The sequence below is a fragment of the Mycoplana sp. ABR4_002 genome (assembly GCF_056159645.1).
On record NZ_JBSWVO010000001.1, the window covers coordinates 1,866,295 to 1,887,889 of the forward strand.

23 protein-coding genes are annotated in these 21,595 nt (G+C 65.1%); 12 read left to right on the forward strand and 11 right to left on the reverse strand.

The genetic code is table 11. The features are described from left to right. Positions 1 to 42 precede the first annotated feature (42 nt). The 4 genes from ACXAGF_RS09110 to ACXAGF_RS09125 form a co-directional block, all read right to left on the reverse strand. A complete protein-coding gene (locus tag ACXAGF_RS09110; protein ID WP_475016287.1) occupies positions 43 to 801 on the reverse strand; it encodes a hypothetical protein in 759 nt (252 codons plus the stop codon). 276 nt (positions 802 to 1,077) lie between these two features. After that, complete coding sequence (locus ACXAGF_RS09115) at positions 1,078 to 1,677, reverse strand: transglutaminase-like cysteine peptidase (RefSeq protein WP_475016289.1); 600 nt, start codon at positions 1,675 to 1,677, stop codon at positions 1,078 to 1,080. Between the two features lie 436 nt (positions 1,678 to 2,113). Beyond that, complete coding sequence (locus ACXAGF_RS09120; RefSeq protein ID WP_475016292.1) at positions 2,114 to 2,725, reverse strand: PilZ domain-containing protein; 612 nt, start codon at positions 2,723 to 2,725, stop codon at positions 2,114 to 2,116. Positions 2,726 to 2,839: 114 nt separating this feature from the next. Continuing rightward, positions 2,840 to 3,460 carry a PAS domain-containing protein gene (locus tag ACXAGF_RS09125; RefSeq protein WP_475019245.1) on the reverse strand — a complete coding sequence of 207 codons (621 nt, stop codon included), beginning with the start codon at positions 3,458 to 3,460 and terminating at the stop codon, positions 2,840 to 2,842. Between the two features lie 296 nt (positions 3,461 to 3,756). Here ACXAGF_RS09125 and ACXAGF_RS09130 point away from each other — a divergent pair, with 296 nt between their 5' ends. Then, on the forward strand, positions 3,757 to 4,515 hold the full coding sequence (locus ACXAGF_RS09130; RefSeq protein ID WP_475016293.1) for a rhomboid family intramembrane serine protease: 759 nt from the start codon (positions 3,757 to 3,759) through the stop codon (positions 4,513 to 4,515). Between the two features lie 180 nt (positions 4,516 to 4,695). Next, on the forward strand, positions 4,696 to 5,124 hold the full coding sequence (locus ACXAGF_RS09135) for a CBS domain-containing protein (protein ID WP_475016294.1): 429 nt from the start codon (positions 4,696 to 4,698) through the stop codon (positions 5,122 to 5,124). Positions 5,125 to 5,229: 105 nt separating this feature from the next. On the opposite strand, the gene ACXAGF_RS09140 is transcribed toward ACXAGF_RS09135, so the two are convergent. The 3 genes from ACXAGF_RS09140 to folE all read right to left on the reverse strand — a co-directional run bounded on the left by ACXAGF_RS09140 (position 5,230) and on the right by folE (position 7,637). Further along, positions 5,230 to 6,192, reverse strand: a complete 963-nt coding sequence (locus ACXAGF_RS09140; RefSeq protein WP_475016295.1) for a patatin-like phospholipase family protein — start codon at positions 6,190 to 6,192, stop codon at positions 5,230 to 5,232. A gap of 347 nt (positions 6,193 to 6,539) precedes the next feature. Continuing rightward, entirely contained in the window at positions 6,540 to 6,989 is a 450-nt protein-coding gene (gene hisI, locus ACXAGF_RS09145) for a phosphoribosyl-AMP cyclohydrolase (protein WP_475016296.1), read from the reverse strand. 30 nt (positions 6,990 to 7,019) lie between these two features. Continuing rightward, on the reverse strand, positions 7,020 to 7,637 hold the full coding sequence (folE, locus tag ACXAGF_RS09150) for a GTP cyclohydrolase I FolE (protein WP_475016297.1): 618 nt from the start codon (positions 7,635 to 7,637) through the stop codon (positions 7,020 to 7,022). 336 nt (positions 7,638 to 7,973) lie between these two features. Between folE and ACXAGF_RS09155 the strand changes: the two genes are divergently transcribed. The 4 genes from ACXAGF_RS09155 (at position 7,974) to ACXAGF_RS09170 (ending at position 11,990) form a co-directional block, all read left to right on the forward strand. Then, the gene (locus ACXAGF_RS09155) at positions 7,974 to 8,423 is read left to right on the forward strand and encodes an iron-sulfur cluster assembly scaffold protein (RefSeq protein WP_475016299.1); all 450 of its coding nucleotides are present in this window, start codon (positions 7,974 to 7,976) and stop codon (positions 8,421 to 8,423) included. A 2-nt stretch (positions 8,424 to 8,425) separates the two neighbouring features. Next, on the forward strand, positions 8,426 to 8,872 hold the full coding sequence (gene yidD, locus ACXAGF_RS09160; protein ID WP_475016300.1) for a membrane protein insertion efficiency factor YidD: 447 nt from the start codon (positions 8,426 to 8,428) through the stop codon (positions 8,870 to 8,872). 217 nt (positions 8,873 to 9,089) lie between these two features. Further along, complete coding sequence (thrS, locus tag ACXAGF_RS09165; RefSeq protein ID WP_475016302.1) at positions 9,090 to 11,069, forward strand: threonine--tRNA ligase; 1,980 nt, start codon at positions 9,090 to 9,092, stop codon at positions 11,067 to 11,069. 81 nt (positions 11,070 to 11,150) lie between these two features. Continuing rightward, complete coding sequence (locus tag ACXAGF_RS09170) at positions 11,151 to 11,990, forward strand: lysophospholipid acyltransferase family protein (RefSeq protein WP_475016304.1); 840 nt, start codon at positions 11,151 to 11,153, stop codon at positions 11,988 to 11,990. 11 nt (positions 11,991 to 12,001) lie between these two features. Here the strand turns inward: ACXAGF_RS09170 and ACXAGF_RS09175 are convergent, their stop codons facing one another. Beyond that, the gene (locus ACXAGF_RS09175) at positions 12,002 to 12,928 is read right to left on the reverse strand and encodes a hypothetical protein (protein WP_475016306.1); all 927 of its coding nucleotides are present in this window, start codon (positions 12,926 to 12,928) and stop codon (positions 12,002 to 12,004) included. 161 nt (positions 12,929 to 13,089) lie between these two features. On the opposite strand from ACXAGF_RS09175, the gene ACXAGF_RS09180 reads away from it, so the two are divergent. Together ACXAGF_RS09180 and ACXAGF_RS09185 are read left to right on the forward strand one after the other, a co-directional pair. Further along, complete coding sequence (locus ACXAGF_RS09180) at positions 13,090 to 13,674, forward strand: nitroreductase family protein (RefSeq protein WP_475016308.1); 585 nt, start codon at positions 13,090 to 13,092, stop codon at positions 13,672 to 13,674. 10 nt (positions 13,675 to 13,684) lie between these two features. Continuing rightward, positions 13,685 to 14,290, forward strand: coding sequence for a flavin reductase family protein (locus ACXAGF_RS09185; protein WP_475016310.1), 606 nt, complete (start codon positions 13,685 to 13,687; stop codon positions 14,288 to 14,290). Between the two features lie 13 nt (positions 14,291 to 14,303). Here the strand turns inward: ACXAGF_RS09185 and ACXAGF_RS09190 are convergent, their stop codons facing one another. Further along, positions 14,304 to 14,960 (reverse strand): hypothetical protein, encoded by a 657-nt coding sequence (locus ACXAGF_RS09190; protein WP_475016312.1) that lies wholly within the window; start codon positions 14,958 to 14,960, stop codon positions 14,304 to 14,306. Between the two features lie 172 nt (positions 14,961 to 15,132). Here ACXAGF_RS09190 and ACXAGF_RS09195 point away from each other — a divergent pair, with 172 nt between their 5' ends. Then, positions 15,133 to 16,260 carry a DUF2336 domain-containing protein gene (locus ACXAGF_RS09195; protein ID WP_475016314.1) on the forward strand — a complete coding sequence of 376 codons (1,128 nt, stop codon included), beginning with the start codon at positions 15,133 to 15,135 and terminating at the stop codon, positions 16,258 to 16,260. Between the two features lie 51 nt (positions 16,261 to 16,311). Here ACXAGF_RS09195 and ACXAGF_RS09200 read toward each other — a convergent pair whose 3' ends face one another. Beyond that, positions 16,312 to 16,746: a hypothetical protein gene (locus ACXAGF_RS09200; RefSeq protein ID WP_475016316.1), complete on the reverse strand. Its 435-nt coding sequence runs from the start codon at positions 16,744 to 16,746 to the stop codon at positions 16,312 to 16,314. A gap of 129 nt (positions 16,747 to 16,875) precedes the next feature. Continuing rightward, positions 16,876 to 18,936 (reverse strand): DNA topoisomerase IV subunit B, encoded by a 2,061-nt coding sequence (gene parE, locus ACXAGF_RS09205; protein WP_475016319.1) that lies wholly within the window; start codon positions 18,934 to 18,936, stop codon positions 16,876 to 16,878. A 225-nt stretch (positions 18,937 to 19,161) separates the two neighbouring features. Here parE and ACXAGF_RS09210 point away from each other — a divergent pair, with 225 nt between their 5' ends. The 3 genes from ACXAGF_RS09210 (at position 19,162) to secG (ending at position 21,455) form a co-directional block, all read left to right on the forward strand. Then, on the forward strand, positions 19,162 to 20,043 hold the full coding sequence (locus tag ACXAGF_RS09210; protein WP_475016321.1) for an alpha/beta hydrolase: 882 nt from the start codon (positions 19,162 to 19,164) through the stop codon (positions 20,041 to 20,043). 95 nt (positions 20,044 to 20,138) lie between these two features. Next, entirely contained in the window at positions 20,139 to 20,909 is a 771-nt protein-coding gene (tpiA, locus tag ACXAGF_RS09215; RefSeq protein ID WP_475016322.1) for a triose-phosphate isomerase, read from the forward strand. A gap of 96 nt (positions 20,910 to 21,005) precedes the next feature. Beyond that, positions 21,006 to 21,455, forward strand: a complete 450-nt coding sequence (gene secG / locus ACXAGF_RS09220) for a preprotein translocase subunit SecG (protein WP_475016324.1) — start codon at positions 21,006 to 21,008, stop codon at positions 21,453 to 21,455. Positions 21,456 to 21,595 lie beyond the last annotated feature (140 nt).

Below are 21,595 nucleotides of genomic sequence, written 5' to 3' on the forward strand. Positions count from 1 at the left end.
TCGGTTTATGATGAATCATTGGTTGCGGAGATAGCTCGTTTTTTATCGCTGGCTTTTGCCGGGTAGGCGGCCGCTGTTGCCCGCAAGGGCGGATCGCGCAAAGTCCCGGATCGCCTGTTCCATCGCCTGCCACTGCGGCAAAAGTCTGCTCGAAAAGCGATAGAGCAGCGACAGATCGTCGCCGATGTGGATATCTCGCTGGCAGTCGCCGCTGGTGGCGGGCTGCCCCTGGCCGGGAATCAGGCAGCGCGTGGCGTAGGGCGTGCCGTCCGGCAGGGTTCCAAGCAGCAGAGTCTCCCCGGCATAGCCGGAGGTGCGCTTCAGCCGCCGGACCGTGAGGCCGGCTGGCCCTGCCGCCGCCGCCCCCTCGAACAGGTGCGAATAGATGGGCGCGATCCGGCCGGACATGTCCCGAGACATGGTGCTCTGTGACAGTTGCAGGAAGACCAGGCCCTCCGTCTGTCCGGTTTCGTTGAAGCGCCGCCTGTTTGCGCTGCTGTATCCCTCCATTTCCGGCCATGTCAGGTAGAGGTCGACGCGCTCGGCCGGGCCGCTGCGGCGCTGGTCCTCGAAGCGGATGACGTTGGCCGGCAGGCGGAGGTGGTCTTCGCCGATGACGATGTCGAACGCCGCTCGGCTCTCGGTGTGACCGGCAAGGGCAATCCGCTCGCCGAGCAGCCGCCCGCCGAGACTGATGGCGACGGTCAAGCTGGCAAGCAGGGCGATGCCGATCGTCAGTCGCTTCAGGAACGTGGCGGAAACCAGGGGGGCGTTGTCGTTTTCATGAGCTTTGGCGTGCATGGCTCTTCCGTTGCAGCCCGGAGGGATACCGGCGACACGCTACTCAATGGATCCGGCGTGGAGCTTGCTTGATGCGGACGAGACTGACGGCTCACGGTTAACAATATCCTAACCGTGCTGCGGTCCGGCAGGATCGGGCCGTTCGACCAAAGGGGTGCGGCCGGCCCCGGGACAAGGGGGCCGGCCGCGAGGGCCAAGGTCGGGACGGGGTTGGGGTCTGGCCTGGCCCTTGGCGCTGGAGGCGCTGCCGTCGCCCTTGGATGGGCGGGGCGCCTCCTACCGGACGCTGCCGACGGCCGTGGCCCGACCATCCTGCAGCTTGACCCACTTGCCGGCATTGCGTTCGGACTGGCGCTTGAGGAAGCGGTACTCCGTTTGCGACCAGAGCAGGACCTTGTTGCGCATGTTGTCGAGAACGAAGTCGCCACGGTCGGTGCGGACCGTCAGGACCGCGTGGCCTTCGCCGTTCGGCTGCAGCACCACGGTAATCAGCAGGTCCGAAGCCGAGATGCCGGCCTCGATCAGCATCTTGCGCTTGAGCAGGACATAGTCCTCGCAGTCGCCGGCGCTGCCCGGGTAGGTCCAGCGCTCCTCGACGCCATAGATGTCGGCGTCGGTCAGCGGCTCGACCGCGCTGTTGACCGAGTAGTTGATGTCAAGGATCTGGCGCCAGTTGGTCTCGGTGAGCACCAGCGGCGCGCCCGCGTCGGTCGCGCCGCATTCGTCCGCGTATTTCTTGCAGAACTCGTAGTGCCCGATCGGCTGGTTTGTCGGGCCGGCAACGGTCATGCGGGCGGGAAGCGCCTGTGCGGCATGGCCGAATACCAGAGAAAACAAAACCGCGAATGTCCCTGTCCAGAAGTTTCTTGTCGTCATCGTCCTGACCCCTTGTTGAGAGGACAATGACATGTATCGTTTTACTTCACGCGAAGTTCGGAAGTATAAATATAAGAAAAGTTTCGACGCGTTAGAATAAATATAGAATAAATCTTGATCAGTGTTTTATCTGTATTTGCCGAAAATTTGCATAAAATTGTAGCGGTCGTCTGCGCGCTCTCCGCGCCGGGGCGGGCGCAAGGTATTGAAATTTCTGCGCGTGTCGCCGCGTGACGAGATCCTGTGGCGAGGTGCTGTCGCGGCTGCGGATGGTTATGGGTGACCGCGCGCTACAGGCTTCCTGCATGATTTGTGCTGTCGGTGCCGCCCTGTGCGGAGCCGGGGCCTTGCACTCGTGACGCGAAAAATTTCAACATGCAGCGAAAACAAAAAAGGGCCCTTGCGGGCCCTGGTGCCTGTGCGTCGCCTTGTGACCTCAGAGGAATTCGCGCAGTGCTTCCTTGGATTGGACGCGGGAAAACTCGATCGCCACGCCCTCCTGAAAGTGACGCACGACGCGGCCGCGCATATTGCCCAGCTGGACCGGGGTTCCGACCATCGGCCGGACCTCGATGTCGATGGCGGCGCCGGAAAGCGACAGGTCGATGATGCGGCAGGGGTAGTGGCGGCCGTCGTCGAGCGCCAGTTCCGTGCGGCTGTTGCGCGGCGTCAGGCGGTCGTGCTGCCGGTCCTCGGGCAGGCCGAGTTCGTGCTTGTTGGCAATCCAGGTCAATTGCGCCGCCAGTTTTTCGCGCTTGCGATCGGTGGCGTTGACGATGACGATGAAGCCTTCTTCCAGCACCTTGTAGACGGTTCCCTCGATGCGGCCGAGGTGGTCGACATAGGCGATGATCCGTTCGCCGGCGCGCGGACGGGCGTGGCAGGAAAAGAACACGTCTCCCGGCGACATGTTGAGTGCGGTGCAGTCGTACTCTTCATGATTGGGCAGCATCAGGCGGCCGGACAGGTTCACGGCCACGCGCTGGAAGCTGCGCGCTTCGGGTTGCGGTCTGCGGGCTGTCGGTGACGTTTGTTGAAACGAATACATGGACAGTCGGGCCTGATAAAAATCTCTTTCAAACTCCTAACCTTTCGAGGTTAACAGATCGTTCAAGGTGGATGGCTTTGGCGAAGGTTTTGTCGATTCTGGCGCTGCGGCATCTTATTTGTCGCCGTCGAATACGCGTAGATGCAGAACCCGCCGCACCATCTTGCCGAAGTCCGTCTTGCGCACCGCCATGACGGAGGCCGGCAACGGGATGGGCGGACGGGCCTGCAGGAAGGCATTTTCCTGCTCGTGGTCGATCATGCCGACGCTGTCGACGGTCATGTACCGGAGGGGCAGGTCGAGCGGCTGCACCGCCTCGATCGGGCACAGGACGCCGAAGAGCCGATCCGCGTGCGCGGCGTGCGAACTGATCGGCAGCAACAGGATCTCGATGCCCGCCGCCCGGTCCGAGCCGCCATAGGCGCTGGCATGGAGGAGGGCGGGCGTGCGCTGGGCCATGCTGCTTGCACAGATCCGCAGCACGCGCTCGCGGACGTCCGGCGCGAACAGCCGCTGCAGGCCTGCAGAGCGCAACTCGCGCCCGAACAGGCTGCACAGCCGGGTGCCGGCGAGGCGAAACGACGGTCCAGCGCCTGCCGACTGCTCGAGGATGAACAGGTCGGGCAGGTGCTGCCTCAGATCTGCCGGCTCGATGTCGCGCCGATTGGGAATGTCTCGTCCCGCTCGCACGCGCGACCAGTAGGCGTAGATCGCTCTTGCTGTCGTCGTCTGCATCAAACCAGCACTCCACCTGTGCCAAAACGGCACCGGGCGGCCCGTCGGCCACCTGTTGATGAAGAAGTAGCGAGGAACGTGCCACGGCGATGTTAAGGTTAACTATTGGTTTCGATTGTATGATTTTGACCGCCGTGGCACACCGTCATCATCACTTCGGGGGGAAACCTCCTCAGCACACCAACTTTCAGGGCCGGGGTTTTGGGGGCTCGGGGTCGTACGGCTAGCGCTGTACGGCCCACATTTTGTCTGTATAAGCGCTGCGACGGCCTTGTCCGGGAACCGGCGGAAGAGCGATGAACGACACCGACAACAAAGACGACGATCTCGCCATCCGGCGCCCGGCGCCGAAGCGGGAGCCGGCTTTCAACCTGCCCGGCAGTCTTGTCGTCGCGATTGCGCTGCTGGCGACGGTCCACCTCGTGCGGGTCTACCTGCTGCCGCCGATGGCCGACGAGTGGGTGCTCCTGCAGTTCGCGTTCATCTCCGCCCGCTACGCGCCGCAGCTTATGGCTGCCGACTGGGCCTGGCTCTGGACGCCGGTGACCTATTCGTTCCTGCACGGCAGCTGGGAGCACTTGCTGTTCAACGTCTTCTGGATGGTGGCGTTCGGCGCTCCCGTCGCCCGCCGCATCGGCGCGTCCCGGTTCGTCCTGTTCTGGTGTCTTTCTGCGGCGGCCTCGGTGGCGCTTCACTGCGCCGTCAACTGGGGAGAGCTGGTCATCGTCATCGGTGCCTCCGGTGTCGTCTCCGGCCTGATGGGGGCGGCGGCGCGGTTTGTGTTTTCTCCGGGCGGGCGAATCGACCGCCAGCACGCGCACCTCAACCGCCGGCTCTCGATCGCCCAATCGCTGTCCAATCGCTCCGTCCTGGTGTTCTCGGCGGTGTGGTTCTTGACGAACTTCGCCATCGGCTTCGGCCAGCTCTTTGCCGTCGCAGACGGCGCGACGATCGCCTGGGAAGCGCATATCGGCGGCTTCCTGTTCGGTTTTTTCTGCTTCCCGCTGTTCGACACCATCGGCGCCAGGGCCGACTTCCGGCACCGCCCGGATTAACGCTAGCCATCCGGCGGACTTGCTTTCGCAGCCTTGGTAACGCACCATGATGGTGTCCCGGTTCGCGCATGCATGTCGGGGCCGAAGGGAGGCGCGGTTTGACGACGGCCTCTCCGGGCTGGCAGGGCGACCCTGTCGGGATCCCTGCCTCTCTGCGTGATGATCACTTGGGAGGAGCGCATGTATGTAAAGTCCATCCTTGACGAAAAGGGCCGCAACGTCATTACCTGCGGCCAGCAGCTCACCGTTCGTCAGGCCGCCGTTTATCTGCGAGACAACCACATCGGGGCCATCGTCGTGGTCGACCGTCACGACCGGATCGCCGGCATCCTGACGGAGCGCGACGTCGTCGCCGCCATTGCCAAGAGTGGTGCGGATTGTCTGGACAAGCCGATTTCCTCCGTGATGTGGGGCAACGTCCACCGGTGCAGCGAGGACACGACGGTGGAAGAGGTCATGGCCATGATGAGCACGCTGCGCGCGCGCCATATCCCGGTCGAGAAGGACGGCCGCCTCGTTGGCATTATCTCGATCGGCGACGTCGTCAAGGCGCATATCCGCTCGATCGAGCACGAAGCCGCGGCCATTAAGGCCTATATTTCCGGCTGACCCGAGCCCGTGGGCGGGGCGCCGCGCGTCCCGCATCCCATTCCCGTCAAGTCTGCAAAAGTTCGCCGCAAGGCCGCGATCAGCGCGGCGGCATCTTCATGCCGGCTACCAGAGCAGCGCTTCCTGCATCCGCCTGATCTCGGTGATCTTCGACTTTGTCTCGAGATAGCCGCGGTCGATGGCCTCGCCGGCGCGGTGAAACTCGGACAACCCGATGTCGCTCAGGCGCGGATGCAGCGCCAGATCGGGCGGATCGCCAGCAAGGCGCGCCCGCGCGATGCGATCCTGGATGATGTTGAAGGACTGCACCATCACGCTGGTCAGGCCCAGCCGTGCCTCGCTGTTTTCCTGGCGCGCCGTATTGTCGATCTGCTGCACGCTGGCGGTGTGCTTGATGACGGCCGAGCGGCCGTAGAGGTCGTAGTTGAGGTTGATGGCGACGACCAGCGGCTGCTCGTGCGCGCGGCACACCGACACCGGCACCGGATTGACAAGCGCCCCGTCGACCAGCGTGCGGCCGTTGCACTTGATCGGCTCGAAAATGCCGGGCAGGGCGTAGGAAGCCCTGATCGCGGTGATCAGTGCGCCGCCGCCGATCCAGACTTCATGCCCGGTGTTGACCTCGGTTGCGACCGCGACGAACGGGCGGCCAAGCTCCTCGATCGAAATGTTCTCCAGGTGCTCCTGCATGCGGCGGGTCAGCCGCATGCCACCGAACAGGCCGCTGCCCCGGATGGTGAAATCGAGCAGACTGGCGATCCTGCGCATGGTGAGCGAGCGCGCAAATCCTTCGAGTTCGTCGAGCTTGCCGGCCAGGTAGCAGCCGCCGACCAGCGCGCCGATCGAGGTGCCGGCGATCATGCTGACCTCGATGCCTTCCTCGTCGAGCGCCCGCAGCACGCCGATGTGGGCCCAGCCGCGAGCCGCGCCGCCGCCGAGCGCAAGCGCGATGCGTGAACGGGGCGGGACCTGAGACGGGACCGCCGGAGGCGGTTCGGGCAGAGTCGGTCCGCCCGGATCCGACGATTCCGGGGTCGCCGTGCTGCGGTTGAAGCTCCAGTTCAACATTCCACGCCTCCGATGTGCGGAAAACTGCGCGCTCGATCGTTCGGTTCCACAGTCCCGCCATCGCCCCTCGAACAATAAAGCAAAGAATGCGTCCTGACATTGACCATGGGAGCGAGACGATGCTGGCCGTTGAGCCAAGCCCCTCTGCTTTCGCTCATCAATAAGGAGTAGTAAGGGCAATCGGGCGATCTGGCCGAAGAAAGTGGCCGACCGTCAAAGGCTGGCGGCAAAAGATGGCATGCCATCGCGGTATTCCGTGTGCAGTGGTTGCACCGGACATTAGGCGCCATTTCCGTTGCCATTTGATGAATCCGTGCCGAAACGGCACGGAACGCGCGAGTTCCGGCTTATTTCCTGTAGGTTTCCGCCGGATCGAAGCGAACCCGGTCGTCGGTTGTCGTCAACCGGGCCGCGCCGCCGTCGGCGGCGACGGTACGGTAGAAGCAGGACCGGCGGCCGGTGTGGCAGGTGGCGTCATGGCCGGCGACCGAGACCTTGAGCCACACCGCGTCCTGGTCGCAGTCGGTGCGCAGTTCCACCACGATTTGCAGATTGCCGGAGGTCTCGCCCTTCTTCCACAGCGCGTTGCGCGATCGGCTCCAGTAGTGGGCGACGCCGGTCTCCAGCGTCAGCGCGAGCGCCTCGGCGTTCATGTGGGCGACCATCAGCAGTTCGCCGTCACGGGCATCGGTGACGACCGCGGTCACCAGTCCGTGCGCGTCGAAGCGCGGCGTGAACGCCGCGCCGGTCTCGAGTTCGGTCTTGTCGCTGGAGGGGGGCTGGAATTGCATCGCCATCGTCGGCTCCAAAGGACGGAGCCGCCGGACTTATCCGCGGCCCCGGATCATGGTCATGAAACGAACCTGCTCGGCAGGCTCGGTCTTGAACGTACCGGTAAAGGTGGTGGTCAGCGTTGTCGAGCCCTGTTTCTGGATGCCGCGCATCGCCATGCACATGTGCTCGGCCTCGATCATCACCGCGACGCCGCGCGGGCGCAGCGTCTCGTCGATCGCGCTGGCGATCTGGGCCGTCATCGTCTCCTGGGTCTGCAGCCGCCGGCCGTAGATTTCGACGACGCGGGCAATCTTGGAAAGCCCGAGCACGCGGCCGCTCGGCAGGTAGCCGACATGGGCCCGGCCGATGATCGGCACCATATGGTGCTCGCAGTGCGAATAGAACGGGATGTCCTTGACCAGCACGATGTCGTCGTAGCCCGCCACCTCCTCGAAGGTGCGGCCCAGGACCTCCTCGGGGTCGAGGTCGTAGCCCGAGAACAGTTCGCGGTAGGCCTTGGCCACACGGGCCGGCGTATCCAGCAGTCCTTCGCGCTGCGGGTCGTCACCAGCCCAGCGCAGCAGGACGCGAACCGCTTCCTCTGCTTCCTTCTGGGTCGGTCGGCCGGAGTGGTCGTCACCGACGGGAAAATTCTTGATTACGGCGTCCATGGATCCATGGCCTTTCTGCAGGTTTGACTTCCGTCAATGTCGGACTCGCCATTGGCCATTCGCCTAACCCTGCAGGCTTGGGTCCCGTTGGCGGGCTCCGGGGCTTTCCGATCTCGGCGTCTCAGTGCACTCGATCGTCCGGCACGGTTTCCCAAACAACAGGCGACCCCTTCCGCATTGCAAAACGGTCGCCCCAACACGACATAGCATATAATATCGCCTGATCGCTGTGGAAGAGGCCAGCGGCGACACGGAATGCTTTTTTCGCGTGTACGCTAGAATATGCTGCCCGGATCGAGCAAAGAACTAGAAAACGTGGCAATTCGGACAATCCCGATGGAAGACATTTACAACAGTCGCATTCTCGAGTTCGCGGGGAACATCCCCCGCATCGGCTTGCTGGAAGACGCCGATGCCGAAGCCACTGCGCATTCGAAACTGTGCGGTTCGCGCGTGAGGATCTGGCTGAAGATGGACGGGGACCGCGTCAGCGACTTCGCGCATGACGTGAAGGCCTGCGCGCTCGGCCAGGCGTCTTCCTCGATCATGGCCCGGCACGTCATCGGCGCGTCCGCGGCCGAGGTGCGCCAGGCGCGGCAGGACATGCTGGCGATGCTGAAGGCGGACGGTGAGGGGCCGTCCGGCCGTTTCGAGGACATGCGCTTCCTGCAGCCGGTACGCGACTACAAGGCAAGGCACGCCTCGACGATGCTGACCTTCGACGCCGTGGTCGATGCGATCGGCCAGATCGAGGCCAAGCGGGGCGCGGCCGCCGAAGCGGTCTAGCGATGTGCAATCGCTGCACAGAGCGGCACGGGGCAGGCAGCGGCGATGCGCAGCCGTGGCCTGAGGCGGCCAGTCCGCCCCGCGGTACAGCGCCGTCGCCGGTTCCGCGCGCCGCAGGCGTCTCCGGCTCGCGCAACTGGGCCGGCCCGGTCGCAAGAACGCCCGGGCGGCTGTTCGGCACGGGGCTGATCCGGCTCTACCAGCTGACACTGTCGGGTTTCGTCGGCAATGCCTGCCGGCACCTGCCGACCTGCTCGGAATACGGCTACGAGGCGATCGGCCGGCACGGCCTCTGGCGCGGCGGCTGGATGACGCTGTTCCGCGTCGTCCGTTGCGGTCCGGGCGGCACGAGCGGCTTCGATCCGGTGCCGGAGCGGCTGCCGTCCCGGTTCGCCTGGTGGGCGCCGTGGCGGTTGTGGCGTCTGCCGCCAGAGCCGGATCGGCGATAATGGCCGGCTGATGACCGCTCGATGGCCGCCCCTGCGGCTCTGCCTGGCAGGGGCGTGGACGGCCGCGGGGGGCCTTGCGGTGATGGCCGTCGAAGCCCAGCGAAATCTTTACTCCGGCCCGCAAACACACTAATCAGGCGACCTGATCAATCACCCCGACTGGTCATCTCAATTTCGACCACCCGCATTCGTTGGCGGGACTGGATAGGAGTTCATGATGTCGAATGCCGTTTCCCTCACCTTTCCCGATGGTTCCGTTCGCGAATATCCGGCTGGCGCGACCGGCCGCGATGTCGCCGAGTCGATTTCCAAGTCGCTGGCCAAGAAGGCTGTGGCCGTGGCGCTCGACGGCGAGCTGCGCGACCTGTCCGACCCGGTCTCCGACGGCCGTCTGGAGATCGTAACCCGCGACGATGCGCGCTCGCTCGAGCTGATCCGCCATGACGCGGCCCATGTGATGGCCGAGGCCGTGCAGGAGCTGTGGCCGGGCACGCAGGTCACGATCGGTCCGGTGATCGAGAACGGGTTCTACTACGACTTCGCTAAGAACGAGCCGTTCACCCCGGACGACCTGCCGAAGATCGAAAAGCGGATGAAGGAGATCATCGCCCGCAACAAGCCCTTCACCAAGGAGGTCTGGTCGCGCGAGAAGGCGCGGGAGGTCTTTTCCGCCAAGGACGAGGCCTACAAGGTCGAGCTCGTCGATGCGATCCCGGAAGGGCAGGACCTCAAGATCTACTACCAGGGCGACTGGTTCGACTTGTGCCGCGGCCCGCACATGGCATCGACCGGCCAGATCGGTACCGCCTTCAAGCTGATGAAGGTGGCCGGCGCCTACTGGCGGGGCGATTCGAACAACCCGATGCTGACCCGCATCTACGGTACCGCCTGGCACACGCAGGAGGAGCTCGACACCTACCTCAACATTCTGGCCGAGGCCGAGAAGCGCGATCACCGCCGCCTCGGTCGCGAGATGGACCTGTTCCATTTCCAGGAAGAGGGGCCGGGCGTGGTGTTCTGGCACGGCAAGGGCTGGCGCATGTTCCAGACGCTGGTTGCCTACATGCGCCGCCGGCTCGCCAATACCTACCAGGAGGTCAACGCGCCGCAAGTGCTCGACAAGTCCCTGTGGGAGACCTCCGGCCACTGGGGCTGGTACCGTGACAACATGTTCAAGGTGACGGTGGCCGGTGACGATACCGACGACGACCGGGTCTTCGCCCTAAAGCCGATGAACTGCCCCGGCCACGTGCAGATCTTCAAGCATGGTCTCAAGTCCTACCGGGAACTCCCTGTTCGTCTTGCCGAATTTGGAAACGTTCATCGTTACGAGCCGTCCGGCGCGCTGCACGGGCTGATGCGCGTGCGCGGTTTCACCCAGGACGACGCCCATGTCTTCTGCACCGACGAGCAGATGGCGGCGGAGTGCCTGCGCATCAACGACCTGATCCTGTCGGTCTATGAGGACTTCGGCTTCAGCGAGGTGGTGGTCAAGCTGTCGACCCGTCCGGAAAAGCGTGTCGGGTCCGACGATCTCTGGGATCGCGCCGAGAGCGTGATGATGGAGGTGCTGAAGACGATCGAGGCGCAGTCCGGCGGCCGCATCAAGACCGGCATCCTGCCGGGCGAGGGCGCGTTCTACGGGCCGAAGTTCGAGTACACGCTGAAGGACGCGATCGGTCGCGAATGGCAGTGCGGCACGACGCAGGTCGACTTCAACCTGCCCGAACGGTTCGGCGCCTTCTACATCGACCAGGCCTCGGAGAAGCGCCAGCCGGTGATGATCCACCGCGCCGTCTGCGGTTCGATGGAGCGGTTCCTCGGCATCCTGATCGAGAATTTCGCCGGCCACATGCCGCTGTGGATCGCGCCGCTGCAGGTGGTGGTGGCGACGATCACTTCGGAGGCGGACGGCTACGCCCGTGAGGTCGCCGAACAGCTGCGCGACGCCGGCCTGACCGTGGAGACCGATCTTCGCAACGAGAAGATCAACTACAAGGTCCGCGAGCATTCGGTGACGAAGGTGCCGGTCATCATCGTCTGCGGCCGGCGCGAGGCGGAGGAGCGCACGGTGAATATCCGTCGGCTTGGCTCTCAGAACCAGACCTCGATGTCGCTCGACGCGGCGATCGCCGCGCTGGTCGACGAATCGACGCCGCCCGACCTCAAGCGGAGAGCGGCCCGTTTCGCCGCCTGACGCCCTTGCCCACAGGCATTGTCAGATGGGTGCAACAATTCCGTGGTACGCAGTCGGGAATCCCAAGGATCGAGGACGACCGTGCGTTTCAAGGAACTGTCTTATGCCAACGAGAACGACCCTCGGCTGAAGCGGTGGTTCATCCGCTCGATCGAGGGGCTTTCCGGACGTGACCGCTACGCGGCGCTCTATGAGCGCTGGCGGCGTGAGACGGTCGGGCGGAGCGACCATGTCTTTGCGGAGATGCTCGACCTCATCAATGTCGGGCTCGAGGTCAAGGGAGAATGGCCGCCGCGCCGGATTCCGGACGGCCCGCTCGTCATCATGGCCAACCATCCCTTCGGCATTGGCGACGGGATCGCCGTCCTGGCGCTGGCCGAGCGGCTCGGCCGCCCGTTCAGGGTGATGATCCACAACGACTTGCTGAAGGTGCCGGAGATGGCGCCGTACGCCTTGCCGGTCTCCTTCGAGGAGACGAGGGAGGCGATGGCGATCAACATGCGCACCCGGCACGAGGCCGAACGGCTGTTGAAGGAAGGCGTCACGATCGTCATTTTCCCTGCCGGCGGCGTGGCGACGGCGCGGCGCGGCTTCGGCGTCGCCGAGGACCTGCCCTGGAAGATCTTCCCGGCGAAGCTGGTGCAGGCGGCAAGGGCAAACGTCATCCCGATCTACTTCGAGGGGCAGAACGGCCCGCTGTTTCACATCGCCAGCAAGATCTCGATGACGTTGCGTCTGTCGCTGCTGATCCGTGAATTCAAGCGCCTGTCCGGATCCACCATCTCCGCGCGGATCGGCGACATGATCGGTTGGAGCGAACTCAGCGGGGCCGCCGACAGGAAGGAATTGCTCGGCCGCATCCATCACGCCGTCTTTTCCATGCGGCCGCCGCGCCGGGCGCGGAGGCGGCTGGCGGGGTAGTGGCCCTGGGGTCAGTTGGCCTCGATGGTGGCCTGCGCCTGTTGTTCCGGGCTCTCCGCCATCAGAACCTCGACGTCGGTATTCTGTCCCGCCGTTACGGTGAAGTCGCGCTGGTAGATCCTGTTCTTGTTGCGCGCCACGGCCGTGTACTGGCCCTCCGCCAGAACCAGCGTCGGAAAGGCGCCCACGCTCTCGCTGACGACGTCGCCGGACGACGTCAGGATGGACCAGGCGGTATCGGCGATCGCCTCGCCGCCTTCCTCCGCGACGAGCTTCAGGGTCAGTTTCGCGGCGCGGTGCTGGATCGTCGCCTCGATCAGCTTGCCTGCCTCGACCTGGATGTCGGCGCGAATGACGGCGTTGACGGCGCCGTAGTCGGAAACCACGTGATAGGTGCCGGCATTGAGTCGCACCACCGATTTCGGCTTCACATTGGGCACGACCAGGCTGCGTTCGCCGTCCTCGCCGACTTCCGATGAATAGATCGAGAAGGTGAGTTCGTTCGGCGGGATGCGTACATCCGAGCCGGACACCGCGTTCAGCGTGATTCCGCCGGCATCGAGCACCATCACCTGCTTTTCGACCGTCCCGCTCTCCGGCACGACCAGCTTCTTCGTCGCCGCCGCGCGACCGAAGGCAACGTTGACGAAGTACTCTCCGGGAATGAGCTGGAACGCGGCCGAGCCGCCCTCGGACGATGCCAGAAGCGGCAGCTTTCCGTCGGCGCCGGGGATGGGGGAGAACACCCGCCAGCTCAGCCCTTGCTGCATCGGTTCGCCATCCTTGGTCAGCAGCGCCTCACAGATGACGTCGCGGAGTTCCCTCTGCTCGCCTTCGCCGGTGACGAGCGGATTGAAGGAGGTCAGCTTGCCGCTCTTTCTGGGCGTCGTGATCTGCGAAAAGCTGTCGAGCGTGTCCTGGGCTACGGCTGGAGACATCGCGCAGACGGCGCATAATGAGACGACCCCGGCAAGTGCGGAAATGCGTTGGATGGGCATGGCGAAGGTTGACTTCCTGACTCGTTGGCTCCACTTGGATGCCCGGCAAATGGCATTTTGATGGCCGCCTGACGGCCTTAGGTTAGTGGAACTCCCGCCTGATGAAAACCGATATCAAGCTCATCGACTATCTTTCCAGCCGTCGCTCCATCCCGGCCTTCCAGATGGGCGCGCCCGGACCGGGGCAGGCCGAGATCGAATCGATGCTGCGGCTCGCCTCGCGCGTTCCCGACCACGGCAAGCTCGCGCCATGGCGATTCATCGTCTACCGCGGCGGCGAGCGCGAACGCATCAGCGCCGAACTGGCGAAGATCGCCCTTAGCGACAGGCCGGACCTTTCCGAAGAGATGGTCGTCGTGGAAAACACCCGTCTGTCGCGCGCCCCTGTCGTGGTCGCGGTTGTCAGCACGGCGGCGCCGCATTTCAAGATTCCCGAGTGGGAACAGCTGATGTCGGCCGGCGCCGTTTGCCTCAACTTGCTGATGGCGGCGAACGCGCACGGTTATGCCTCGAACTGGCTGACGGAGTGGTATGCCTTCGACGAGCGCGCCTATCCGTTGCTCGGGGTCCGGCCCGGCGAGAAGATCGCCGGCTTCGTCCACATCGGCACCGCCATGGTGCCGCCGACCGAGCGACCGCGACCGGATCTGAAGGAGATCGTTTCCTGGGTGGGTGAGCCAGGCTGAGGGCGCTGCAATGTTCTACGAGACGGCGACCAATGCGCACGGACTTCCCCATGATCCGTTCAAGGCGATCGTTTCCCCGCGACCGATCGGATGGATCGGGACGAAGGGACCCGACGGCCGCCATAACCTGGCCCCTTATTCTTTCTTCAATGCGGTCAGCGACAAGCCCAAGCTGGTGATGTTCTCCTCCAGCGGCCACAAGGACAGTGTCCGCAACATCGAGGCGACCGGGGCCTTCACCTGCAATTTCGTCAGCCGAAGCCTGATCGACCAGATGAACACGACCTCGCTGGCGGCGCCGTACGGGGAGAGCGAGTTCGAGCTCGCCGGCCTGACGCCGGAGCCGGCGCGCCTCGTCGATGCCCCGCGCGTCGCCGAAGCCCTGGCCGCGCTCGAGTGCCGGATGACGGAGATCCTGCGGCCGCGCGGCCTCGACGGCGCGACGTCGGAGTCCTGGGTCGTCTTTGGCCAGGTGGTCGGTATTCACATCAGCGACGCGGCGGTGCGCGAGGGCCGTTTCGACCTGTCGGCCGCGCGGCCGATCGGGCGGATGGGCTATATGGACTATTGCGACGCGGGCGATGTCTTCGAGATGATGCGGCCGCAGCGCAAATAGCGGCCGGGATCCGTCACGTCCGTGGGCCCTGGAACGCCGCGTTGATCGCGGCGATCTGTCCGGCCTCTTCGGTGGCTCGGCCATCGAACCCGTCGGCGCGGGCGATGCGGCATTCATCGGCAAAATCGGAAACCGGCGGTGCCCCGGCAACGTCATAGGCGCAAACACCCGCGGCCTTGGCGGCCATCAGCGTTGCAGCGCGGGCGCAGGCGAAGGCCTCGCTCCAGCGGCCGTCCGCGTCGCGGCAACGGGACGCGCCGAGGGTCGTTGCGAGCGCACGCCAGTCCCAGACAAGGCCGCAAAGGCGCTGCGACTTGCCGGCAAATCCATCCGGAGAGAGTGGCGCCGGCAACAGGCCGTCGGTGACTGCAAGCACGCGGGTCTGCCCGAGCGGAACGCTCTCCTCGGCCTCGGCGACCGAGAGGAGCACGTCCAGCCGCTGCACCTCGGCACCCGACCGACAGTCAGTGAGAATCACACCGGCTGGCCGCTGGCGCAGCAGCGCGCGCAACTGGGCTTCGCTCTCGTCGCGCACCTTGAGGAAGACGCTCCCGGCGGTCTGCGTGCCTGTCGTCGGCGCGCTGTCGCACAGCAGCGCGTCCGCGCCGGTGCCGTCCGCGAGCGCAGAATTGCTTGCAAGGATCAGGAGAGAGTGGAGCTGCAACTGCATGGTTTCTTTTAGGTCTGCCCGCCGTCGCCTGCAAGCGCGCGTGCCGGGCGCCGCCTTTCCCGGCGCCTCAAAGGCCGCGGAAGGCGGTTAAGGAACATGGTGAACCAATCGTAAACCTTTTGCCGCTAGCGTGACCGCTACTGCAACAGAATCCAGAACGCCGGGGCGCCACGTGATCATCCACGCTTTTCTCCGATGGGCCGAAACCGCAAAAGCCAGTGACCGGGCGAAGGCGGCCGGGGCGCTTGCTCGCGCCTATGCCAGTGCGTCGATCGGCCATGACGAGCGAAACGCCGCCGAGATGGCGATGATGTTTCTGCTCGACGATCCCGCACCAAGGGTTCGTCAGGCGCTGGCCGAGGCGCTGGCCGACTTTCCTTCAGCGCCACGGGCGGTGATCCTGCCGTTGGCGGCGGACCAGCCAGAGGTCTCGGGACCGGTGCTGATGCGTTCGGATGTGCTTACCGACGCCGATCTCGTCGATCTCGCGGCCCGGGGCAGCGATGCCACCCGGTCCTTTATTGCTCACAGGGCCTTTTTATCCAGGGCCGTTTCGGCCGCACTCGCGGAGGTCGGCAGCGTCTTCGACCTTGTCACCATGCTTGCCAGCGAGGAGGCCGTGTTGTCGAGGCGGACGCTAATGCGGATCTGCGAGCGCCATGGTGACGACCCGGGCGTGCGGGCGCGTTTGCTCGGTCGCGACGACCTGCCGAGCGAGACTCGTCATGCCCTGGTCGAGAAGGTTGGAAGCGCATTGGCCTGCAGTTCGCTCGTGCGGGCTACCGTCGGGTCGCGCAGGGCCGAGCGGATTGCGCGTGAGGCCTGCGACGTGGCCACGATCGGCATGGCGGCGGAGGTCGAGGGCGAGGAGGTCGGCCAGTTGGTCGAGCACCTGCGGGTCTGTGGGCGGCTGACGCCGGTCTTCCTGATGCAGACCCTCTGCGCCGGGCGTCTTGAGTTTGTCTCCGCCGCGATGGCCAACCTCTCCGGTCAGGGCGAACGGCGTGTGCGTTCGATCCTTGCCGACGGCCGGCAAAACGCGGTGCGGTCCCTGTTCGAGGCCGCCGGGCTCGGCCGGGACGTCAGCGGATTGTTCGCCGAGGCCATCCTGCTCTGGCGCGAGGACGTGCGGCGCGGAGCCGCGCGCACGACGGTCGCTGCGCGTCTTGCCGCGCGTGCCCGCGAAACCGCCAGTGACGCCTCGCGCGAACTTCTCGACATGATCGAAAGCCTGTCGCTGGCCGAACAGCGCCGGTCGGCCCGCAGCTTTGCTCTGGAGGCGGCGCGCGACGCTGCCTGAAGCCTGCGACGGCGGTCGCGGTCCCGGTCCGGAAGCCGCGATCGTCTCTGCTCAGTCGGCGAACTTCTTCACCACCCAGCTGTAGCCGTCTTCGGCATAGCGGAACGGCTTCGACAGGGTCTGCTTCAGCGCGACTCCATCCGGCAGCCGGCTTTTCAGCATCGCCATGGTCCGTGCGGAGATGCCGGGCCGCGGCGGCGTGGTGGTGGGCACCTCGAGCGGTTGGGCGGGCGTTGCCGCCAAAGCATCCGGAGGCGGGGCAGGGAAGTCCGCCAGTGCGTCGACGTTCTCCAGCTTGCCGTCACTCTCGCACACGGCGACAACGACCGGATAGTTGCTGTTCTGATAGCGCCCGATAAGCGCCTCTGACTGCGCGTCACAGAGCGCGATCGTCTGCCAGCTTTCCGCAACCGTGTCGATGTAGTGGCATTGGGTAACCGAGTCGTCGCAGCCGAGAATGGTCATGACGATGAGAGCGGCTTTCACCAGCACATTCCTCCTGAGCAGGGGCCGCGTGTGCGCCTGCCTGCGGGCGAATCACCGGCGCATTCAAAGACTTCGCGGCAATTCTAGAGCGCCGCAAAGCCGCGAAATTGTGGCAGCCCGATTCTGCAATCAGATGTCGAGATTGTCGGCGAAGGCGGCGCGCTCCTGGATGAAGCGGAAGCGCGCGTCGGCCTTCGTTCCCATCAGGTCGTCGACGGCCGCCCGGGTGCCCTCGAAATCGACGTCATCGACCTCGACCTTCAGGAGCGTGCGCTTTTTCGGATCCATCGTCGTTTCCTTGAGCTGCTGCGGCAGCATCTCACCAAGGCCCTTGAAGCGCCCGATCTCGACCTTGCCACGCCCGGAGAACACCGTGCGCATCAATTCCTCGCGATGCGCGTCGTCGCGGGCATAGGCGGTCCTGGCGCCCTGGCTGATGCGATAGAGCGGCGGGACGGCGAGATAGAGGTGACCGCCGCGGATCAGGTCCGGCATCTCCTGGTAGAAAAAGGTGATCAGCAGCGAGGCGATGTGGGCGCCGTCGACGTCGGCATCGGTCATGATGATGACGCGCTCGTAGCGCAGGTCCTCTTCGCGGTACTTGGTGCGGGTGCCGCAGCCGAGCGCCTGCACCAGGTCGGAGATCTGCTGGTTCGCGCCGAGCTTCTCGCGCCCGGCGCTGGCAACGTTGAGGATCTTGCCGCGCAGGGGCAGGATCGCCTGGTTGGCGCGGTTGCGAGCCTGCTTGGCCGAGCCGCCGGCCGAGTCGCCCTCGACGATGAAGAGTTCTGCGCCCTCGGCGGAATTCTGGGAGCAGTCGGCGAGCTTGCCCGGAAGGCGGAGTTTGCGGACGGCGGTCTTGCGGGTGACCTCCTTCTCCTTGCGCCGTCGTACGCGCTCCTCGGCGCGCTCGATCACCCAGTCGAGCAGCTTGGCGGCCTCGGCAGGGTTGTCGGCGAGATAGTGGTCGAACGGGTCGCGCAGCGCGTTCTCGACGATGCGTTGGGCCTCGACGGTCGCCAGCTTGTCCTTGGTCTGGCCGACGAATTCCGGCTCGCGGATGAAAACCGACAGCATGCCGACGGCGGAAATCATCACGTCGTCGGTGGTGATGATCGCCGCGCGCTTGTTCTGCGTCAGTTCGGCATAGTTCTTCAGGCCCTTGGTCAGCGCGATGCGCAGGCCGGCCTCGTGGGTGCCGCCGTCGGCGGTGGGGATCGTGTTGCAGTAGGAATGGATCAGCGAGTCCCCGCCATACCAGGTGACGGCCCATTCGAGCGCGCCATGGCCGCCGGACTTCTCGGTCTTGCCGGCGAAAATCTCGCGCGTGACCGTGTATTCCTTGCCGAGCGTCGCCTGCAGATAGTCCTTCAGCCCCCCGGGGAAGTGAAACACCGCCTTTTCCGGGGTCTCCGAGCCTTCCTGCAGCAACGACGGATCGCAGTTCCAGCGGATCTCGACGCCGCCGAAGAGGTAGGCCTTGGAGCGGGCCATGCGGAACACGCGGGCGGGATCGAAATGGGCATGCGCGCCGAAGATCTCCGGATCGGGGTGGAAGCGGACCTTCGTGCCGCGCCGGTTCTGGACGTCGCCGACTTCCTCCAGCGGGCCGAGCGGAACGCCACGGGAGAAGCGCTGGCGGTAGAGCTTGCGGTTGCGGGCAACCTCGACCTCGAGCTGGTCCGACAGCGCGTTGACGACGGAAACGCCGACGCCGTGCAGGCCGCCGGAGGTCTCATAGGCCTTGCCGTCGAACTTGCCGCCGGCGTGCAGCACGGTCAGGATCACCTCGAGCGTAGACTTCCCCGGCATCTGCGGGTGGTTCTCTACCGGGATGCCGCGGCCGTTGTCGCTGACCGTCAGGAAGCCCTCGGCGTCGAGGCTGACCTCGATGAAGTTGGCGTGGCCGGCGACCGCCTCGTCCATCGAGTTGTCGATCACCTCGGCAAAGAGGTGGTGCAGGGCCTTTTCGTCGGTGCCGCCGATATACATGCCCGGCCGCATCCGCACCGGCTCGAGTCCCTCGAGCACGCGGATCGCCGAGGCGTCGTAGTTGCCGCCGTCACCGCCGGGCGCCGCAGGGCGCGGGGCGGGGGGTGCGGCGGCGGCGTTCTCGCGCGGCCGCGCCTCCGCCGCTTCCGGCTTCGGCGTGCTTTCGACGTTGGCAAAGAGATCGTTGTTATCGTCCATCAGGATTTTGGCTTCGTTGCAGCGGGCCTCTCCGATAGGCCCGGAGGGCGGGCGAATTCAAGGCATCGCATCGGTTCGGCGAATCACCCGAGTTTGCCAGACTTCGCGCGGTTTCGCGATTCGTTCTCGTCCGGAGCCGCTCGAACCGATGATTGTTGGGTCCCTGAGGATTGCGTCGGCGCGCCGCCAATGGCAAGAGTTGCCGCCCGAAGGGAGCCCGACTTCATGCCGCAGTCCACAGTTCGTTGCCGTTGGGGGCTTGTTCTTGCCACATTTCTGTTCGCCCAGCCGATGTTCGCGGCCGCCGCGGCGCTGGAGCCGTGGAAGGATGCGCTGTTTGCCTATCCGGCAGTGATCGACCGCTCCGACGGCGGGGCGCTGCGGGTGGTCGACTACCAGGAAATGCGCGACATCAACGGTCGCGACCAGGTGCCGGAACGGCGCGCCAAGGCGGCCTACGTCTCCACGGCCGTCAAGCGGCAACAGGAAAACCTGACGCTTGAGACGGTCGGCGGACCAGTCGATGTGGCGGTGACCGGGAGCCGGAAGCGAGCCGCCTTCACGGTTATCTTCATCCACGGCAGGGGCGGGGACCGCAGGCTCGGAAACAATGACTGGAGTTTCGGCGGCAACTTCAACCGACTGAAGAACCTGGCGATGCGCAATGGCGGGGTGTATTACTCCGCCAGCGTTGCGGGCTTCGACGAAAAGGGGGCGGCCGCGATCGTCGGCCTGATCGATCTGGCGCGGGAAAATTCGCCTGGCGCGCCAATCGTCCTGTCCTGCGCCTCCATGGGCAGCTTCATCTGCTGGCAGATCGCACGCGATGCAGGGGCCGTGGAAAAACTCGCCGGCATGGTCGTGATGGGCGGCGCGGCGGATTCCGGCTACGTCGCAAGCGCGGCGTTCAAGGCGCGGCTGCCGGTCTATTTCACCCACGGCGAAAGTGACAAGGTCTATGCGGCCGCGGACCAGGTGGCCCTGTTCCGCCAGCTTGTCGCCGCCGGCGTTCCGACGCAGTTCGTGCTTTTCCGGACGGGGTCGCACGGTACGCCGGTGCGGATGACGGACTGGCGCGAGACGCTGAACTGGATTTTCGCGCAATAGAAGCCGGCCGAGCCTTTGGCGTGCATGCCCTTACAATCACCGCGATGATTTGCTACGTCGCGGGAACAATCGATCGACAGTTCTTGGGAGGCAACATGACACCGGACGTGACCCCGCTAGTGGCCGGAAACTGGAAGATGAATGGCACCCGCGCCTCGCTGGAGCAGATCAAGGCGATGGCCGAGGGAGTGAAGGGGCCTCTGTCGGCGAAGGTCGAGACGTTGCTGTGCCCGCCGGCGACCTTGCTTTATGTCGCGACCGCCCTTTGCGACGACAGCCCGCTGAAGATCGGGGCTCAGGATTGCCATCAGGAACTGTCCGGCGCCCATACCGGTGATGTGTCGGCGGAGATGATCGCCGATTGCTTCGGCACCCATGTGATCGTCGGCCATTCGGAACGCCGCGCCGATCACGGCGAAAGCGACGCTTTGGTGCGGCAAAAGGCGGAGCGCGCCCATCAGGCCGACCTCGTCGCCATCGTCTGCATCGGCGAGACGGATGAGGAGCGCAAGGACGGAAGGACGCTGGACGTGTTGAGAGCGCAGTTGTCCGCCTCCGTACCGGATGGCGCGAGTGCGAAGAACACCGTGATCGCCTATGAGCCGGTCTGGGCGATCGGCACGGGGCTTACGCCCACCGCCGCCGACGTCGAGGAGGCCCACGCCTTCATGCGAGAGCAACTGACGGCGCGTTTCGGCAAGGACGGCGCGACGATGCGTATCCTCTACGGAGGGTCGGTCAAGCCGGCCAACGCGAAGGAACTGATGGGCGTTGCCAATGTCGACGGCGCGCTGGTCGGCGGGGCGAGCTTGAAATCCGACGATTTCCTCGCCATCTACCGCGCATACGACGAACTGACGGCCTGATCCCGGCTTTTGCCGGGGAGGGGTTGGAATGGCCGGCGGCTTGGTATATTGAGCCGCCATATCTCCTTCTTGTGCCTTCGGGCAGGGTTTTCGAATATGCAGACCGTTTTGCTTGTCATCTATCTCATGGTTGTCTTGGCGCTGATCGGCATCGTGCTGATCCAGCGGTCAGAGGGCGGCGGTCTCGGCATCGGCGGCGGCACCGGCTTCATGTCGGCGCGCGGCGCGGCGAACGCCTTGACCCGCACGACCGCGATCCTGGCGACGCTGTTCTTCGTTCTGGCGCTGGCGATGGGCATCCTGTCGCGCTACGAGTCCAAGCCGACCGACATCCTTGACCGGATCCCGGGCACCACCGGCGACGGCAACGGCGTCCTCAACTCGCTCGGCGGCGAGACGACGCCGTCCACCAGCCAGCAGGCTCCGGCGCCCGCACCGGCCACCGGCAATGCCGTTCCGACCGACAGCGGTGCTGCGACCGGCACCGGCGGCGCCCCGGCGCCCGCCGCTTCCGGCCAGGACAGCGACGTTCCGACCGGACAGTAACGCAACGCGACCATGTTAACCCGGCCGGCAGGCGCCAAGCCCGCCGGCCTTCTTCTTGTGTGAATCCCAGGCATTCCTCCACGGAAAATTTCCCGCGTGGCGATTTTTCGGTGGCGGAATCATTTTTGAAAAGGTATCCG

Bases quoted from the DNA above. Each gene is read 5' to 3' on its own strand.
- ACXAGF_RS09110 (WP_475016287.1), bottom strand. From the start codon at position 801: ATGCACGCCAAAGCTCATGAAAACGACAACGCCCCCCTGGTTTCCGCC.
- ACXAGF_RS09115 (WP_475016289.1), bottom strand. From the start codon at position 1,677: ATGACGACAAGAAACTTCTGGACAGGGACATTCGCGGTTTTGTTTTCT.
- ACXAGF_RS09120 (WP_475016292.1), bottom strand. From the start codon at position 2,725: ATGTATTCGTTTCAACAAACGTCACCGACAGCCCGCAGACCGCAACCC.
- ACXAGF_RS09125 (WP_475019245.1), bottom strand. From the start codon at position 3,460: ATGCAGACGACGACAGCAAGAGCGATCTACGCCTACTGGTCGCGCGTG.
- ACXAGF_RS09130 (WP_475016293.1), top strand. From the start codon at position 3,757: ATGAACGACACCGACAACAAAGACGACGATCTCGCCATCCGGCGCCCG.
- ACXAGF_RS09135 (WP_475016294.1), top strand. From the start codon at position 4,696: ATGTATGTAAAGTCCATCCTTGACGAAAAGGGCCGCAACGTCATTACC.
- ACXAGF_RS09140 (WP_475016295.1), bottom strand. From the start codon at position 6,192: ATGTTGAACTGGAGCTTCAACCGCAGCACGGCGACCCCGGAATCGTCG.
- hisI (WP_475016296.1), bottom strand. From the start codon at position 6,989: ATGGCGATGCAATTCCAGCCCCCCTCCAGCGACAAGACCGAACTCGAG.
- folE (WP_475016297.1), bottom strand. From the start codon at position 7,637: ATGGACGCCGTAATCAAGAATTTTCCCGTCGGTGACGACCACTCCGGC.
- ACXAGF_RS09155 (WP_475016299.1), top strand. From the start codon at position 7,974: ATGGAAGACATTTACAACAGTCGCATTCTCGAGTTCGCGGGGAACATC.
- yidD (WP_475016300.1), top strand. From the start codon at position 8,426: ATGTGCAATCGCTGCACAGAGCGGCACGGGGCAGGCAGCGGCGATGCG.
- thrS (WP_475016302.1), top strand. From the start codon at position 9,090: ATGTCGAATGCCGTTTCCCTCACCTTTCCCGATGGTTCCGTTCGCGAA.
- ACXAGF_RS09175 (WP_475016306.1), bottom strand. From the start codon at position 12,928: ATGTCTCCAGCCGTAGCCCAGGACACGCTCGACAGCTTTTCGCAGATC.
- ACXAGF_RS09180 (WP_475016308.1), top strand. From the start codon at position 13,090: ATGAAAACCGATATCAAGCTCATCGACTATCTTTCCAGCCGTCGCTCC.
- ACXAGF_RS09185 (WP_475016310.1), top strand. From the start codon at position 13,685: ATGTTCTACGAGACGGCGACCAATGCGCACGGACTTCCCCATGATCCG.
- ACXAGF_RS09190 (WP_475016312.1), bottom strand. From the start codon at position 14,960: ATGCAGTTGCAGCTCCACTCTCTCCTGATCCTTGCAAGCAATTCTGCG.
- parE (WP_475016319.1), bottom strand. From the start codon at position 18,936: ATGGACGATAACAACGATCTCTTTGCCAACGTCGAAAGCACGCCGAAG.
- ACXAGF_RS09210 (WP_475016321.1), top strand. From the start codon at position 19,162: ATGCCGCAGTCCACAGTTCGTTGCCGTTGGGGGCTTGTTCTTGCCACA.
- tpiA (WP_475016322.1), top strand. From the start codon at position 20,139: ATGACACCGGACGTGACCCCGCTAGTGGCCGGAAACTGGAAGATGAAT.
- secG (WP_475016324.1), top strand. From the start codon at position 21,006: ATGCAGACCGTTTTGCTTGTCATCTATCTCATGGTTGTCTTGGCGCTG.